A 17224-nucleotide genomic window follows, 5' to 3' on the forward strand; every position below is an offset into this window, starting at 1 on the left:
CTTAGTTGGTCTTGCGAATGTTTCCGCGAATTTCTCCTCCCGGAGCACGGGTAGTGTGCAGGTTGGCGTACGTCCGGTTGGCGTACATCTCGTCTTGCTGAGTCTGTGTCAGGGTGGTTTGCCCGGTGATAGGCGAGGTAAGAACGTTGCCAAACGGGATACTCACGGGGCCGTTGTTGCCTTCGGCGGTTGCGGCCGTTACTGAGTGGATATGCCCCATGGTGGGTGTCAGCCCCTGATACGTAACGGTGTAGCTCAGTACTTTGGAGTTTTTGTCGAAGCGACCAGTGTAGTTACCTGTTGCCGTGGTGCTCACAGCCGGTACTTCCTGCGCTCCGTTCAGTGTGGCTCCAAATGTATCGACATTGTTGACGGGTGTGGCCGTATCATCATCGTCCTTACAGGAGAACCCCAAAACCGCCAGCCCCAGCAGGGAGCCAAACGCTAATGCTTGCATTGATTTCATGACGTACTGTTTAAAGATAAATGGCGTTATGCAACGCCTGATATACAAACCGCTCAGGTTTGTATTTTGTTAATTGTCTTTTGTTGCTGTTTTAGTATACAATGTTGATTCAACGTTAAAAACAAGCTATTGTAGATCGCCTATCCGATGCGTTGCCGTTTGTCAAATAGCGTTTGGAGAGACCTGTTGAGTAGGCTTACCTTGTCGAGTGCTCCCCCAATCTGGGTGCTTCCCCGATGAAAAAGATTCTCGTTTCGTTTGCTACGGCCCTGCAAAACATTCGCGGCCGGTTTTTTCACACGGTTCTGTCAATTCTGGGGATTGTGATTGGGGTGGCGGCTTTGGTCGCGATTTTGTCCCTAATCGATGGGATGGAGCAGTACGCCCGTGAGCAAATCACCAAAACGACCTCTATCAAAGCCATTGGGGTAAACCCCCGGCTGTTTAAACAGGTCAATGGGGTGGAGGTACGTAAAACAGCCTTGGCCTACCTACGTCCCAGTCGCTTCGATAGTCTGCGGGCGTCGCTCACCAAACCGGCCACGGCGTACCTGATCTGGCGGCAAAGTCAGGAGTTGCGCACTTCGGTCGGCAATCGGGCCATCGGGGCGGTTGTCATGGGAACAAGCCTACCGCTGCATCCCAATGTAAGTTTGCAATACGGCCGCGCGTTTACCCCGACCGAGCTGAACGCAGCCCAACCGGTAGCCTTTGTTAACCCACACCTTGCCCGGCAACTCGTGGGCAAACAGCCTGAGCAATCGGCAATAGGTAAGCAACTGGTGTATGGAGACAAGGTGCTAACGGTGCTGGGGGTTACGGCCGATAAAGAAGCCAAAGCGGGGCAGTTAATCATACCGATCACCCTCTTATCCGATAGCATCCTGAAATCCTCCCCACCCATGTGCGTCATCGAAGCCGACCGGGTGGAAGACGTCCCCGCACTGAAAACCGAGGTCGAAACGTGGCTCAAAACAAAGGTGCCCAACGGCATCGAAGATTTTTCTGTTGCCACCAATGAGCAACGGGTGGAACAGGCCGCCAGAGGGTTTTTGCTGTTCCGGCTCGTAATGGGGCTTATTGTAGGTATATCGGTGCTGGTGGGCGGTATTGGGGTGATGAACGTGCTGCTCATCTCGGTAACCGAGCGCACCGTCGAGATCGGGGTGCGCAAGGCGTTAGGAGCCAAAAAGCGCGATATACTGTGGCAGTTTCTGTCGGAATCCATCACCATTTCAACGCTGGGGAGCTTGCTCGGTTTGCTCTTAGGCGTAGGCGCTACACTCGTGTTTGTTCCGGTTATCAAAGCCTTTACCGAAGTGCCTTTTCAGGCGGCCTACACCCCCACCACGTTTCTGGTGATTTTGGTGGTAGCTATGGTTATTGGCATTGTGTTCGGTACGTACCCTGCCATGCGAGCCGCCCGTCTCGACCCGGTTGAGGCTATTCGGAGGGAGTAGGGGAAAAAAGGAGGAGAGGAGGAAGGGAGGAAAGGGTAAGAGGAAGAAAAGTGGCAACGCTTGCGTCTCCCTTACTCCCTTACTCCCTTACTCCCTTACTCCCTTACTCCCTTACTCCCTTACTCCCTTACTCCTTATTCCGATCGCAAACTCTTCACCGGATAGACAAGTGCCGCTTTGATGCTCTGAAAGCTCCGGAATGAGTACGTTTATCCGAACTTGTGTTGCTCTGACTATTCCGAATTTTTCAATGACTTGGCCAATTTTACGTGGGCTATTTTCCAACTCTGTACACTCACGGCTATGGCCGCTGTGAGCAACACCACCAGATTCGACACCGCGTAGGGTGATAAGCCCAACCGCAAACCACCCGTAAACTGCTGCGTTTGCGCTAACAGCAACTGGATTCCGCTAAAACACAGAACGTTGGCCAGCACACCAGCCATCAGTAACAGCGTGATGAATTCCCGGTTCACCAGAAAAATGACCTCCGAGACCGTGGCCCCCAGCACTTTGCGGACGCTTACTTCTTTGATCCGACGTACAAAATGCTGTGTGGACAGCCCATATAACCCCATGCAGGCAATCAGCAACGCCAGTGCCGACAGCACCCCGAACCCCGCCGAGAGCCTGCCGGTCGTTGTGTTGAAGTGTTCGAAGACATCTTTCTGATAGAACCAGGAAGGGGGCATGGTTGGCACCTTTGCCTTCCAGATGCGCTCAACGGCTGCGGCCACCTGCGCTCCGCTGCCCGATTCAAATTCGGCGATCAGATACGTAAAACGGGGTTCGGGTGCGGTTCTGAATATAGCCGGGCGTTCTGAACCGGCGCCAAACCACTTGAAATTCTGCACCACGCCGGCCACGGTCACCAACTGACTGTCGAGTCGAAGGGCCTGACCCACAACGGGTTGTTTGAGGCCATGTCGATCTACAAACGTCTGATTTACCAGCACCGACTGTGCGTTTTCGGCCCGGCGTTGGGCATCGAAAAACCGGCCCTGCGCCAGCTTCAGACCGAGTGTTTGCGGGTAGTCGGGTCCAACCTCGAACACCAGCGACTGCTTCTCCTCGCCACCAATCCAAACCGACTGAATATTCATCGATTCGCCCACGTGGTTGCTCGCCCCTGACACAGCCCGCACGTTGGGCAGTTGCCCCAACTCGTTTTTCAGGATGGTGTACTGCGTGCTGTCGGTCAGGCGCAGCACCAGCGTGTTGTCGGGCGTGTAACCCCAGCCCATGTTCTGCCACTGTTTGCCGGCGTCGGTGAAGGCTACGCCGATGATGACGGCAATGAACGCCAGCGCGAACTGCCCCACCAGCAACACTCGCGCCACAGTACGCCGGTTGCTGAACTTCAGCTTGCCGGTAAAGACCACCGTGGGCCGAAACGCCGACACATACAGGGCCGGATAGGCTCCCGAAACTATCGCCGTAAACACCAGTAAACCGGCCAGAAATACCCAAAGCCCCATGTTTTGGCCAAACGTCAGCGAGATGGTCATGGTCATTAGGTCGTTGAACAGGGGAATCAGGAACAGTTCGGTGATCACCAGCCCGAACGCCAGCGCGAACGCACACAACAGTAGGTTTTCGACCATGAACTGCCCAATCAGTTGCTGCCGGGTGCTGCCCAGCACCTTCCGCATCCCGATTTCTTTGAGCCGACGCGTAACGCTCCCCAGCGAAATGTTGACGTAGTTGACACACGAAATGGCCATCATGACCAGCGCAATAGCTACAAATACCAACGAGATGAGCGGGTGGTTGGCTTCGGCGGGTCGGCGATACACGTCGTAGGCATCGGCGGGTGGGTGCCGGAGGTTGTCGAACACAAACGACTCGATGGGTTTTTCGGGGTTGCGGGCGTTGTAACGGGCTATATAGGGCTTCATCTGTCTGGACAGCGTGGCGATGGTAGCCTGCGGATGCAACTCCACAAAAATTCCACTGATATGACTGCTCCAGTCCTGATTTTTCAGGGCGGCATGAACGGGGTGGTAGCCCGTCAGCAGGTCGAACTTAAAACCAACATTATCCGGGAACTTCGCGGCTACACCCCGCACCACAAACTGTTTCTGCTCACGGTTGCTGGTCAGAACGGTGAACGGTTGCCCGATGGGATTCTGACCGGGAAAGTATTTCCGGGCTATGTCATAACTCAGAATCAGGGCTGATGGGTCGCGGAGGGCGGCCGGGCTACCCTGTGCGAGCGGAAACGTAAAGACATCGAAGAAGGTAGAGTCGGTATAGGTAATCATCTCGCCAATGACGCTCTCGTTCCGATAGACCGTCACATTTTCGCGCTTGATCCGCACGGTTTGCTTCACTTGCGGGAAGTTTGTTTTGAGCGCGTCGGCCATGAGCGCGGGGGCATCGCCGAAGGTGCGGGTTTCGTCCTGATGTTTCTGTACATACTCAAGCATGTATATCCGGTCGCCATTGACATGGAAATCATCGAGTGTCCAGAAGTTTCTTAGTACCAGAAACACCGTGATGCTACATGCCACCGCAATGGACAGCCCCACTATGTTGATGGTGGAAGCCAGTTTGTTGGCGAGCAGGTTTCGCCACGCGAGGAGGAAGTAGGACTTTAACATAGTGGGAGAAAGGGAGAAAGGGGAGAAAACGGAGTAGGGGGCCTTTCGTCCCTTTACTCCGTTTTTAGCGATTTCACCGGATTAACAAGTGCCGCTTTGATGCTCTGGAAACTCACCGTCAAAAGTGCAATACCTACCGCCAATACACCCGCCCCGGCGAATACCCACCACTCGATGTCGATTTTGTAGGCGAAATCCTGTAGCCAGCGCTGCATGATGTACCAGGCCACGGGTGAGGCCATAATAATGGCAATCAGCACCAGTTTGAGAAAGTCTTTCGACAGCAGCGCCACGATGCTGGTAACACTGGCCCCCAGCACTTTCCGTACGCCAATTTCCTTCGTACGCTGCTCGGCGGTGAAGGCTGCCAGCCCGAATAGCCCTAAGCAGGCAATGAAAATAGCCAGGCCCGCAAACGTCAGGGCCAGATTGGCAATGCGTTGCTCAGCGCGGTATGTCTGCTCGAAACTCGCGTTCATGAACTCGTAGTTGAACGGCATACCGGGTGCCATTTGCTTCCATTTGGCTTCGATCTGACTCACCAGCGTGGGGATATTTGCATCGTGCAACCGGAAGGTGGTGGCCGTTACGTTTCGGTCGAGGGAGAGCGATAGGGCACCAATGGATGAACGTAGCGATTCGTAGTGGAAATTCTTCACAATCCCGATCACCGTGTACACCTTTGAGGACCCCATGGAAGCGTCGTTGAGCCGGACAATACGTTTGCCCAGCACACTCGGTCCGCCAAAGAGTTTGGCTGCGGTTTCGTTCAAAATAATGCCGAGCGAATCGGTGCCAAACGTTCGTGAAAAATCGCGCCCGGCCACCATCTGCATGCCCATTGTTTTCAGGTAATCATGATCTACACCCCAGTTTTGCATGGTTACACTTTTGTTTTTATTCACCTCGCCTTCCGCAAAAAATATCGTGTTGGAGCGGTCGGAGGGGGTAGGCAGATACCCCGATACCGACCCGCTCACCACGCCCGGTAGCTTTAGCACCTCCTGCCGGAATGCTTCGGTCTGTCTATCCAGCGCGTAGGTGTCGTTGATAATTAAGACCTGATCGCGTTGAAAACCGAGGTTCTTGGTCTGGATGAACGTAATCTGCCGATAGACCACAATAGTGCTTACCATGAGCACTACCGACATCATGAACTGAAACACTACCAGCCCACTGCGCAGGCTTAGCCTACCCAGTTGAAAACCATCTTTCCCGATGGTGGGGATTCCGCCCTTGAGCACGCTGATGGGCCGGAAACCCGACAGAAAAAAAGCGGGGTAACTACCGGCCAGCAGGCCCACAACAATCGGGAACACCGTTAGCACGAGCAACCATTGCGGGCTGAATAACTGCCCCAAACCAATTTCTTTGGCGGCCAGCTTGTTAAACACCGGCAATGCGAGGCTCACCAGCAGCAGGGCCAGCCCCATAGCCAACAGCGTAGTGAGCACCGATTCGGCCATGAACTGCCCCACCAACTGCCCCCGTTCTGAACCCAGCACTTTTCTGACGCCCACTTCGCGCGCCCGTTTAGCCGAGCGGGCCGTCGCCAGATTCATGAAGTTGATGCAGGCAATGATGAGAATAAACAACGCTACGGCCGAGAAAATGTAGATATACTGAATGTCGCCACTCGGCAGTAGCTCATTTTGGTGTTTGGAGTACAGATGAATGTCGGTTACGGGCATCATCGTGTACCGAAGCCGGTTGCCACCCGCCCGGAGTTTCGCCAGCGACAAACCCAGCACGCTCTGCAACTGAGGCCCAACGTATTTCTCCGTGACGGCGTCGAGGTTTTTAACGAAGGTAGCGGGGTTGGCCGGTTCGCCGGCGCGTCCTTCTTTCAGCACAATGTAGGTATAGTAGTTATTGCCCAGCCACTCGCCAACCGGCGACCCATCGCTGAGCATGGTGGCGAGGAAATCGGCTTTGAAATGGCTGTTCGAGGGCACGTCGCGCATCACGCCCGTGATGGTGAACGTGAATCGGTTGTCGAGGCTAAGCGTTTTACCCATGGGGTCGGCATCGCCAAAGTGCCGCCGGGCGGCTGTCTCGCTGATAACGATTGTATTGGCCTGATTCAGTGCCTCTTTGGGGTTGCCCGATAATAGTGGCAGCGTAAAAACGTCGAACACCGTGGAGTCGGCAAAAAGGATATTCTGTTCACGGATAGCCACTGCGGATTCGGGACGCTTCACCTGCCAGGTTCCCCGTGGGTGGAGTCGTACAAACTGCTCTACCTGTGGGTAATCCTGTTTCAATGTAGGCCCGAGTGGGTCGGGAACGGTAGCCATTTGGGCGTCAATACCGTTGAACTTAACATCAATGCCCAACCGGTACATGCGGTCGGCTTTGGTATGAAACCGGTCGTAGCTCAGCTCGTCTGTCACATAGAGCATAATGAGCAGACAGCAGGCCAACCCGAGGGCCAGCCCAAAGACGTTGATGAACGTTAATCCGGGCTGTTTTCGCAGGTTGCGAAGGGCGATTTTGAGGTAATTCGTTAGCATGGGAAGAAAGGGGGGGATAATGGGGGAGAAGGCAGAATGGAAAAGGGAGGAAGTGAGGGGAGGAGTGGCTACGCTTGTGTTCCTTCGCCTTTCGCCCATTCCTCCCCCCCTTTTTACTCACTTCGCAAACTCTTCACCGGGTTTACTCGGGCTGCCCGGATGCTTTGGTAACTGACCGTGAGCAGGGCGATGAGAATGGCCAGGCCGCCTGCCCCCACAAACACCCCGATACTCATGTCGATTTTGTAGGCGAACCCCTGCAACCACTGTTGCATGACCCACCAGGCAATGGGGGAGGCCAGCAGAATGGCGATGGCTACGAGCTTGAGGAAATCGCGCGAGAGCAGGGCCACAATACCGAGTACCGACGCCCCCAGCACTTTCCGTACGCCAATTTCCTTGGTACGCTGCTCGGCGGTGAACATGGCCAGCCCAAACAGACCCAGACAAGCCACAAAAATGGTTAGCCCCGCAAACAGGCCCAGAATCTGCCCGGTTTTTTGCTCGGCGCGGTAGGTGTTGTTGTAGCTTTCGTTCAGAAAGGTGTACAGGAAGGGCGCTTCGGTGCCGTAGGCGGTCCACTGTTTTTGCAGACTGGCGAGCAGGGCCGTCACCTCCGGGGTTTTTACCTTGGCAATCACCGAGCCGCCATTGTGCCCGTAGAGCATCACCAGGGGCGAAATGGGCTCGTGTAGCGACCGGAAATGAAAATCGTTGACAATACCGATCACGTGGTAAGTGGCTTTGCGGCCGTTGTTGTCGGTGCGCGAAAGCGTATGACCAAGCGCTGTGTCGCCCCAGCCCAGCACCCGGGCGGCCGTTTGGTTCAGAATAACGGCCGTTGAATCGGTACCGAACGCCCGCGAAAAGTTGCGCCCCTGCCGAATTTGCATCCCCAATGTCGGGATGTACCGCTCATCGACCTCGTAGGCCAGTGTTTTGAACAGTTGCATGGGACTGTTGTCGGGGTAAACCGTAAAGTTGTTGGAGTTGGAAGGCCCGGCGGGTACATACCCCGACACCGTTGCGTTGATGACGCGGGCATCGCGTAGAAGCTCTTGCCGAAACTGTTCTTCTTTGGCCCCCAGTCGCCATGTTTCGCGCATGACCAGCACCTGCTCTTTGTCGTAGCCGAGTTTTTTGTGCTGGATAAACTGAAGTTGCTGGTACACCACCGTGGTGCACATAATGAGGCAGATAGAAACGAAAAACTGAAACACAACCAGCCCCCGGCGCAGCCCGATGCTTTGGCCACCCCCAGTCAGTTTTCCGGCCGAGGAACCGCCCTTCAGTACGTTGATCGGCCGGAATGCCGACAGGAAAAAGGCCGGATAGCTGCCCGCCAGCAGGCCCACCAGCAGCCCAAACGCCAGTAGACCCGGCATCAGCCAGGGCGTTGATTGGAACGAGAGCGTTAGCGTTTTGCCCGATAGCGCGTTGAAATAGGGGAGGGCCGCATAAGCCAACACCAGTCCAAGCGTCAGCGCCAGCAGCGTCAGCAGAATCGATTCGCACAAAAACTGACCGACCAGTTCCTGCTTCAGGGAGCCCATCACTTTGCGGATACCCACCTCCCGCGCTCGTTTCGACGAACCCGCTGTGCTCAGGTTCATGAAGTTGATGCAGGCAATCAGGAGCATAAAGAGCGCAATGGCCCCGAACATGTACACGTACCGAATATCACTGCCCGGCTCAAGGTCAAACGGAATGTCGGACCGCAGGTGAATGTCGGTGAGGGGTTGCAGAAATAGCCCGACCTCGTTGCCTTTTTGCCGAAATTGGCTCAGGCTCATACCCATCGACTGTTTCAGTTGCGGACCCATGTATTTCTCAATCACCTGCGGGAGTTTGGCCTCCAGTTGGCGGTAGTTGTATCCTTCGGGGAGTACGAGGTAGGTAAAGAAATTGCTGGCCATCCAGGTAGGCTGCCGGGCTTCGTCGAGGCCCGCCATCGAAACGAGCATATCGAAATGAAAATGGGCGTTGGTCGGGATGGGCTCCATGACGCCTGTAATCCGAAAGGCGCGGTTCCAGCCTTTAAACGTAAGTACCTGACCCATTGGGTTAGCGGTGCCGAAGTATTTCTGCGCCATGGTGGTGGTAATCACGGCTGTGTTGGGCGCGTTGAGGGCCGTTTGCGAATTGCCTTGCCGGAAGGGCAGGGTAAACACCTCAAAGAAATTGGAGTCAACGTAGGCTATGTTCTCTTCCCGAAACGCTTTGTCGGCATAGGCCACAACCGGCGTACCGGCATCGCGAATCCGGGTGGCTTCGAGCACCTCCGGGTATTGGGCTTTGAGAGTTTGGGCCACCGGGGGCATCACAGTGGCCTCCCGAATTTTCTCGTTGTTGATGGAGGCCCGGAAAATGACCCGTACAATCCGGTCTGCTTTGGTATTGAACCGGTCGTAGCTCAGCTCATCGAACACAAACAGGCTGATGAGCAGGCAGGTAGCCAGACCAAAGGCCAGCCCTACCAGATTGATGGCCGATATACCCTTGTGGCGCATCAGATTCCGCCAGGCGATTTTCAGATAGTTCGTTAGCATGGGAGAAAAGGGAAGAAAGGAGGATGGAGGAAAGGAGGAAGGAAAGGAATGGCCGCGCTTGCGTTTCCTCCCCTTCCTCCTTTCCTGCTTTTATTCGCTTCTTAGTGATTTGACCGGATTCATCAGGGCCGCTTTTACGCTTTGGAAACTCACCGTAAATAGCGCGATGCCGACCGCCAGCGCACCCGCCAGGGCAAACACCCACCACTCGATAGTGATTTTGTAGGCAAAGCCTTGTAGCCAGCGGTCCATGGCGTACCACGCCAGCGGAGAGGCTAACACAACAGCAATCAGCACGAGTTTGAGGAAATCTTTAGACAGCAGAACCATCACACTGCCGACCGTTGCGCCCAGCACTTTCCGCACACCAATTTCTTTGACCCGCTGCTCTACGTTGAATGACGCCAGCCCAAATAGCCCCAGGCAGGAGATCAGAATAGCGATAAAGGTGAAGTAGCTTACCAGCGTCGAAAGCCGGTTTTCGGCTTCGTAATTCTTTTGGAAATCTGCATCAAGAAAGCTGTATTCAAATGGCTCGGCCGGGTTGAGCCGTTGCCACACACTTTCCAGAGTCTGCAACATAGTCTGGGTGTTGCCCGCTTTGAGGTTTATTACCGCATAATTGTAGTTACCTCTTGGGTTGAGCATAAAGCCGAAAGGCGTAATGGGTACGTGCAGGTCTTCAAAATGGAAATCCTTTACTACGCCCACAATCGTGAAGCGATGGCCGTCTTGCCCCCAGTCAGAAATAGCCTGTTTGCCAATAGCAGCCTGCGCCGAGGCAAAGCCCATCTCTTTGACGCTCTTTTCGTTCAGGATGATTCGGTTGTTGGTGTCGCCCGGAAAAGCCGCCGAAAACAACCTGCCTGCCACAAGGTTAATTTCCATTGTTTGTAGATAATCCGGGTCAACGCGATTGATTTTTGTCACTTCAGCATCGCTTTTAGTTTGACCCTCGCCATAAAATTGGGCGTCTTCGGGGTTGAAAATACCCGGATAATAGGCCGATGCACCTACCGATTTCACCTGCGCCGTGCCGATCAATGCCTGTTTCAGGGCCGGGTAGGCTGCTTTGGCTGTTTCACTGCGTAGAGGGATGATTAGCTGTTGCTCTTTAGCGAAACCCAGGTCGGCCGACCGCAGGTAACGCATCTGCTGAGAAATCACGACCAACGCAATCATCAGCACTACCGATAGCGTAAACTGCACCACCACCAGACTTTTCCGCAATGATACGGCTGCCAGCGAACCACCAACCCGACCAACTCCGCCTTTCAGCACCGCAATGGGTTTGAACGACGACAGATAAAACGCCGGGTAACTCCCCGCCAGTAAGCCTGTGAACAAGCTGATACCGAAGAACGAAGCGAGCAACTCCAGCCGTTGGGTCACAGAGAAGTGTAAGGTCTTGCCCGACACCCTTTCAAAAACGGGTGTCATCAGCCAAACCAGCCCCACCGCCAGCACAAAGGCAAACAGGCTAAGCAGCAGCGCTTCGCTCAGAAACTGCCGCACCAGCGATGTTTGCCCGGCCCCCAGCACCTTCCGGACGCCTACCTCGGCGGCTCGTTTGCCCGACCGCGCCGTGCTCAGGTTCATGAAGTTAATGCAGGCAATGAGCAGCGTAAACAGCGCGATAGAGCCCAGGATATAGAGGTAGGTTAGGCTGCCGTTAGGTGTAACGTTGTGCGTCAGGTCGGTGTGCAGGTGAATGTCGCGCACAGCCATCAGAAACTGCTTTTTGTCGAGTCCCGCCACCGCTAAATCTTTCCGCATATACTTCTCCACAAAGGTGGGCAACTTGGCTTCCAGCTTGCGGGCATCTGTGCCGGGCTTTAGTTTCAGGTAGGTGAAGAACATATTGTTGCTCGCCATGCCCGTGGTACCATTGATATACTGCGACAGTCCGCCCCCGGCATAAGAGAGGAAAAAACGCGCGTCGATGTGTGTTGGCACCGTACCAGACCGGAATACCCCCGTTACGGTGTAGTCACCTTTACCGTTGGTATTACTCTCGACATGAATAGTCCGATTCAGCGCCGGCTGCCCACCGAACAGGTTACGGGCAATTGTTTCGGATAAGACAATGGAGTTGGGGTTTGCCAATGCCTTGCTGCCATCGCCCTCTACGAAGTTGTACCGGAAAAAAGAGAAAAAGGAAGAGTCGGCCAGATAGCCTTTAGATTCATAGAAAACGGCTAGTTTACTGTTCATTGCGTTTCCTGTGGGATTAGCGCGAAGCAGCGTTTTGTCATCGCCGAATAAGCCAACCAGCCGGGTAGTGCTACCTACTTCGGGATACTCCTGTTGCATGGCGTCGGCCAGGCGGTAGGGCGTTGCGGCTGTTTTCCGCTCACCGTCAGGGTTGATAAATGCCGTACCCACCTGATAAAGCTGTTCTACGTCGGGGTGTTGGGTGTCGTAGCTAAGTTCGTCGTAGATGTACAGGCAGATGAGCATGCAGCACGACAGCCCCGCCGACAGCCCGACAATGTTGATAAACGAAAAAGCCTTGTTATTGACAAGGTTCCGCCAGGCGATTTTCAGATAGTTCGTTAACATGGGAAGAAAGGAGGAAGTGGAGGATGGAGGAAAGGAGGATGGAGGAAAGGAGGAGGGGAGGAAGGGGAAGGGAACGGCCGCGCTTGCGTTTCCTTTCTCCTTTTTTCTTTTCCCTGTTTCTTTTTATTCCGTTCGTAAACTTTTAGCGGGGTTCATCAGGGCGGCCCGGATGCTTTGGTAGCTGACTGTCAGTAGTGCAATACTCACCGACAGCAGCCCCGATAGGGCAAGTCCCCACCACTCGATCTGGACGCGGTAGGTGTAATTTTCGAGCCAGCTCTGCATCAGATACCACGCAACAGGCGAGGCCACCACAATGGCCACAACCACCAGTTTCAGGAAATCTTTATTCAATAGTATTACCAGACTTAGTACGCTGGCTCCTAGTACTTTTCGCACGCCAATTTCTTTGGTGCGTTGCTGAACCATATGCAGTACAAGGCCGTAGAGACCTAAGCAACAAATTAACACCGCCAACAACGTGAACGTATTGACAAGCCGGGTAATGAGCCGCTCTGTTTCATAAAAGCTGGCTACCTGATCATCCAGAAACTGGTATTCAAACACTTCGTCAGGGAAAATCTGTTGGTAGATCTGCCGAATATGCTGAATTGTCTGGGTAGGGTCTTGCCCAGTTATGCGTACACCTGCCCACCGATACCAGGGCGACCAGTTGGCAATAATACAGGGAGCTACTTCGTCGCGCAGCGATTTTAGGTTGAAATCTTTCACGACGCCCACAACCGGTAGCCAGGCCGGCACGAGGTAGTGCCAAATACGCTTGCCCAACACCTGTTCCGGGTTTTGGTAGCCAAGTTTGTGTAACAACGTCTCGTTGATCACAAACTCCCATATGGTATCGCCGGGGGTAATGTTGCGGCCAGCCAACAGGTGCAGATTATAGGTGCGCAGGTAATCGGCATCGGCCAGCCGGTCGCGGATGGCGAATTTCTCCCAGTCGGCCCGGCCATTGAACTTAATTTGCCCGCCAAACATGCTTGAACTGGATGGAGGTAGTGCCGATAGGCTTACCGACCGAACATCGGCAGAGTTTGCCAGCGTTTGTTTGAAAGCACTATGCCGGGCTGCCTGGTCGAAAGGGAGCGAAACCAGTAGCACATTCTCTTTCTTATAGCCAAGATCTGCCTGTTGTAGGTACTGTACCTGCCGGGCCACAACCAACGCACTAAGCAACAATAACTGGCAAACGGCAAACTGCCCAATTACCAATGCTTTCCGGGCAGATAGGCTACCTGTAGGTGTCGAGAGTTTCCCTCTTAAGGCTTCCCAGGGCGAAAATCCAGATAAAATACCGGCCGGATAAGCACCTGACAGGAACGTTATGCTTATGAATATCCCGGCCACAATGCCTACAGTGAGCCGGTCGGCCGACAGGGATAACTGGAGTTGTAACCACTCGTTGAAGTGAGGTAGCAGAGCCACTACCAGGAGTACAGCCATGCCTGTAGCGACAAACGAAATAAGACCCGTTTCGATGAAAAACTGCCCTGCTACTTGCCGTTTTGAACTACCGAGTGCCTTGCGGACCCCTACCTCCTTACCTCGCCCGACGGCCTGCGCGGTAGCCAGATTCACGAAGTTGATGCAGGCCGCCAAGATGATCAACACACCAATAGCGCCAATTGACCACAGCAACGACGGACGGATACTATGAGCGGGGTCGCGGGCTACATCGAAATGAAGTTCGGACAAAGGCTGCACCACAAAGCGAAAAAATCGTGCCGACTTGCCGTATTCGCGTTTGGTGAGCGCAGGCATGGCCTGTTGTAAATGGGGTAGGGTTTCGGGATTTTTTAGCCGAGCATAAACCCGGTTCGTGCTGTTAAGGCTATACCAGTCATTGGTCATTCCCTGCCCAACACCTACCTGATTGATGGTTGATAACGATACTAATAGCCCCTGTTCCGTATCTGTGGGCCCCGGAGGGTCGGCTACAATGCCCACCACGGTAACCACGGCCTTGTGGTTGAGCGTGACGGTTTGCCCGAAGGCCCCTGCCGTACTACCAAAATAACGTTTAGCCCAAGACTCGGTCAGAATGGCCTGATTGGGTGCCCGAAGGGCTTTTTGGGGATGACCGTACAGGAATGTATACGTGAGCACATCGAGCCATTCGGGTTCGGCAAACCCAACGCCGGTATGTTCGAGAAACCGAAAAACCTGTGAACTGCCGGGCCGACGAAAACTCACGTTCATGTCGGAGAAGCCTGCCAGAAAACCCGCCTGTTCTACCTGCGGGTAGCGCGTTCGCAGTGCTTGGGCCATTGGAGGTGGGGCTTCAGGGTTATGCTCTACAGTGCCGTCGTCCAGATGTAAGTCGGTGCTGATCCGAACGATCCGCTCATAATGTACGTGATGCCGGTCGGTGCTGAGGTGGTGGCGAAGAAACAGGTAAATGAGTAGTCCACCCGCCACGCCTACGATCAGCCCCAGCATATTGATGGCTGTGAACAGACGATTCTGCCACAGGGTGCGGAGGGCGATTTTCAGATAATTCGTTAACATGGGAAGAAGGGAGGAAAGGAGGATGGAGCAAAGGGGGAGGTGGAGAAGGCAGAAGGAATGGCCGCGCTTGCGTTTCCTTTCTCCTTTTTTCTTTTCCCTGTTTCTTTTTATTCCGTTCGTAAACTTTTAGCGGGGTTCATCAGGGCGGCCCGGATGCTTTGGTAGCTGACTGTGAATAGGGTAATCAGCAGGGCCCCCGTACCGACCGTCACGAAGAGCCACGGGCTGATTTCGATCCGGTACGCGTACTTTTCGAGCCACTGATGCATACCAAACCACGCGATGGGTACGGCCAAACAAAGCCCCATGAGCACCAGCCGGATGAAATGCCGCGAGAGCAACAGAACAATACCGGGCACGGTGGCTCCCATCACCTTGCGAATGCCTATTTCTTTGGTGCGCTGTTCAACTGTGAGCAACGCAATGGCGAACAGACCGATGCACGACAGAACCACGGCCACCCCCGACGCCAGACTCAGTACCTGCGAGAAAACGGCTTCGTTCTGGTACCAGGCATCCACGTTCTCGTCCAGAAACGAGCCCATAAACGGCGACTGCGGAGCTACGGTTGCCCAGGTAGCCTTCAGTTTGTCCATCGCGCCCGGTAGGTGTTGCGGCAACACACGTACAAAAATGTAATGTAGCGGCTGGTTATTAGACAAATAGAGTATGATAGGGCGCGTTTCGTCGGCCACGGAATACAGCTGAAAATTGGGCACTACGCCAATAATTTGGGCTTTATTGCCGGTGGTGTCGGCATCGTCGCCGAGCAGCATCCCCACCGGGTTGGGCTTACCCAGTTGCCGGGCCATGCTCTCGGTGATGAGTACCCGGTTGGCAGAGTCGGTGGCGAAGGCCCGGCTAAAGTCGCGGCCCGCCGTGGGTTTGATGCGTAAGGTCTGGAGATAGTCGTAGTCGACAAACAATACATCCGACGTAATCTCTTTGCCGTTGCTGGTAAACCCAAACGTACTCCGTGAGGTAACCCGGTCTCTACCCTTGCCTAAGTTCACGCTCGCTCCCGTCAGCGACAGAATGGTGGGGTCGTGGGCCAGCACCTGACGTAGCCGCCCCAGCACCTGCCGTCCGTCGACCTGCGTTCCGACCGGGATGCTGATAACCTGCTCTTTGTCGAAACCGAGCGGCATTTGTCGCAAAAAATCGACCTGCTCAAAGGCAATGAGTGTACAACAGGTGAGCAGGCACGAGAGCGTAAACTGGGTGATGAGCAGGGCGTTGCGCAGGCGACTGGGTCGCCCGGCCTTGAGGTTGCCCTTCAGCACCTGAACGGTTTGTAAGCGGGTCATCTGCCAGGCTGGATAGCCACCTGCCATGAGTGTTACGAGCAGAAAGAGGGCCAGAATAAGGCCAATAAAACCGGGCTGATACGCCTGGGCGAGCGTCAGTCGCGCTCCGAAGGTGGCGTTGAACGTTGGCAGAAGTATGACAGCGAGTGTCAGGCCGACTACGAAACCGAGCCCGCACAGCAGCGCCGATTCGCCCCACAACTGCGCAAACAAACTCCGCGAAGGCGCACCGAGCGATTTCCGAACGCCCACCTCCCGCGCCCGCGTCACCGAGCGGGCAATGCTCAGGTTAATGAAGTTGATGCAGGCAATAAGCAGGATAAAAAACGCCAGTCCCAGCAACACGTAAACAATGGCGATAGGCGTGCCTTTACCGTCGTTTATTTCGCGGTTGAAATGGACATCGCGGAGCGGTTGTAGCCGAAGCGCCAGTTTATCACCTCGCTCGTCGGGTTGGGCTTTTTTCTGAATTAACCCGTCGAGCCGGTCGGTAAAATACTTCAGCGTAAAGGGTTTTAGCCGGGCTTCAAAGCCCGCCTTGTCGACATGGTCCGGGAGTTTCACAAAAACCATCGGCCCACCGTCGTTCCAGTTGTTCAGGCGGGCGGTGTAATTGGGTGAGCGCTCAATCCGAACCAGGGCATCGTACTGAATGGTTGAGTTGGTCGGGGCATCGGCCAAAACGCCCGTCACGGTGAAGTCGGTTAGTTGGCCATCTTGCCCAAGGCGCAGGCGTTTCCCAAGCGGGTTCGTTGTTCCGAATACATCCTGCGCCATATTCTCGCTGATGACCACACTGCCGGGGTCGCGCAGGGCCGAGGCCCGGTGCCCCGCCCGCAGCGGGAACGAAAACACGTTCAGAAAGTCGGCGTCGGTATAGTTGATGAGTTTTTCGTAATACGTGCCTCCCGATTCAACCAGACTTTTGCGCCCGGTCATGACGCGGGTAACGGCCTCTGCTTCGGGGAAGTCGGCTTTAAGGGCCGGCACAACGGGCATAGGCATAGCGCCGGTTCTGACCGGCTTTTCGGGGTCGTTGGCAAACAGGTAGGTCTGATAAATCCGGTCGCTGTCGGCGTGAAACGAGTCGAAGGTAAATTGCTGATAAGCAATCAGAATCAGAAACAGGCTGATACAAAAAGCCACGGCTAACCCCAGCATGTGAATAGCGGCATACCCCCGGCTACGCCACAGAGTGCGGAGGGCGATTTTGAGGAAGTTCGTTAGCATTCGTTGTT

The 17224-nt window shown here is 54.7% G+C and carries 8 protein-coding genes; 1 reads left to right on the forward strand and 7 read right to left on the reverse strand.

The features are described 5' to 3' along the window. Position 1: 1 nt before the first annotated feature. Positions 2–466, reverse strand: a complete 465-nt coding sequence (locus F5984_RS02545) for a CHRD domain-containing protein (protein ID WP_152122510.1) — start codon at positions 464–466, stop codon at positions 2–4. 236 nt (positions 467–702) lie between these two features. Here F5984_RS02545 and F5984_RS02550 point away from each other — a divergent pair, with 236 nt between their 5' ends. Continuing rightward, positions 703–1926 (forward strand): ABC transporter permease, encoded by a 1224-nt coding sequence (locus tag F5984_RS02550; RefSeq protein ID WP_152122511.1) that lies wholly within the window; start codon positions 703–705, stop codon positions 1924–1926. 233 nt (positions 1927–2159) lie between these two features. Here the strand turns inward: F5984_RS02550 and F5984_RS02555 are convergent, their stop codons facing one another. From F5984_RS02555 to F5984_RS02580, 6 genes are all read right to left on the reverse strand, one after another. After that, a complete protein-coding gene (locus F5984_RS02555; RefSeq protein ID WP_152122512.1) occupies positions 2160–4529 on the reverse strand; it encodes an ABC transporter permease in 2370 nt (789 codons plus the stop codon). 53 nt (positions 4530–4582) lie between these two features. Continuing rightward, positions 4583–7042 (reverse strand): ABC transporter permease, encoded by a 2460-nt coding sequence (locus tag F5984_RS02560; RefSeq protein ID WP_152122513.1) that lies wholly within the window; start codon positions 7040–7042, stop codon positions 4583–4585. 113 nt (positions 7043–7155) lie between these two features. Continuing rightward, complete coding sequence (locus tag F5984_RS02565) at positions 7156–9591, reverse strand: ABC transporter permease (protein WP_152122514.1); 2436 nt, start codon at positions 9589–9591, stop codon at positions 7156–7158. A 90-nt stretch (positions 9592–9681) separates the two neighbouring features. Continuing rightward, positions 9682–12153 carry an ABC transporter permease gene (locus tag F5984_RS02570; RefSeq protein WP_152122515.1) on the reverse strand — a complete coding sequence of 824 codons (2472 nt, stop codon included), beginning with the start codon at positions 12151–12153 and terminating at the stop codon, positions 9682–9684. Between the two features lie 123 nt (positions 12154–12276). Then, on the reverse strand, positions 12277–14679 hold the full coding sequence (locus tag F5984_RS02575) for an FtsX-like permease family protein (protein ID WP_152122517.1): 2403 nt from the start codon (positions 14677–14679) through the stop codon (positions 12277–12279). A 107-nt stretch (positions 14680–14786) separates the two neighbouring features. Continuing rightward, on the reverse strand, positions 14787–17216 hold the full coding sequence (locus F5984_RS02580) for an ABC transporter permease (RefSeq protein WP_152122519.1): 2430 nt from the start codon (positions 17214–17216) through the stop codon (positions 14787–14789). Between the last annotated feature and the right edge of the window lie 8 nt (positions 17217–17224).

Source organism: Rudanella paleaurantiibacter (genome assembly GCF_009184635.1).
GTDB lineage: Bacteria > Bacteroidota > Bacteroidia > Cytophagales > Spirosomataceae > Rudanella > Rudanella paleaurantiibacter.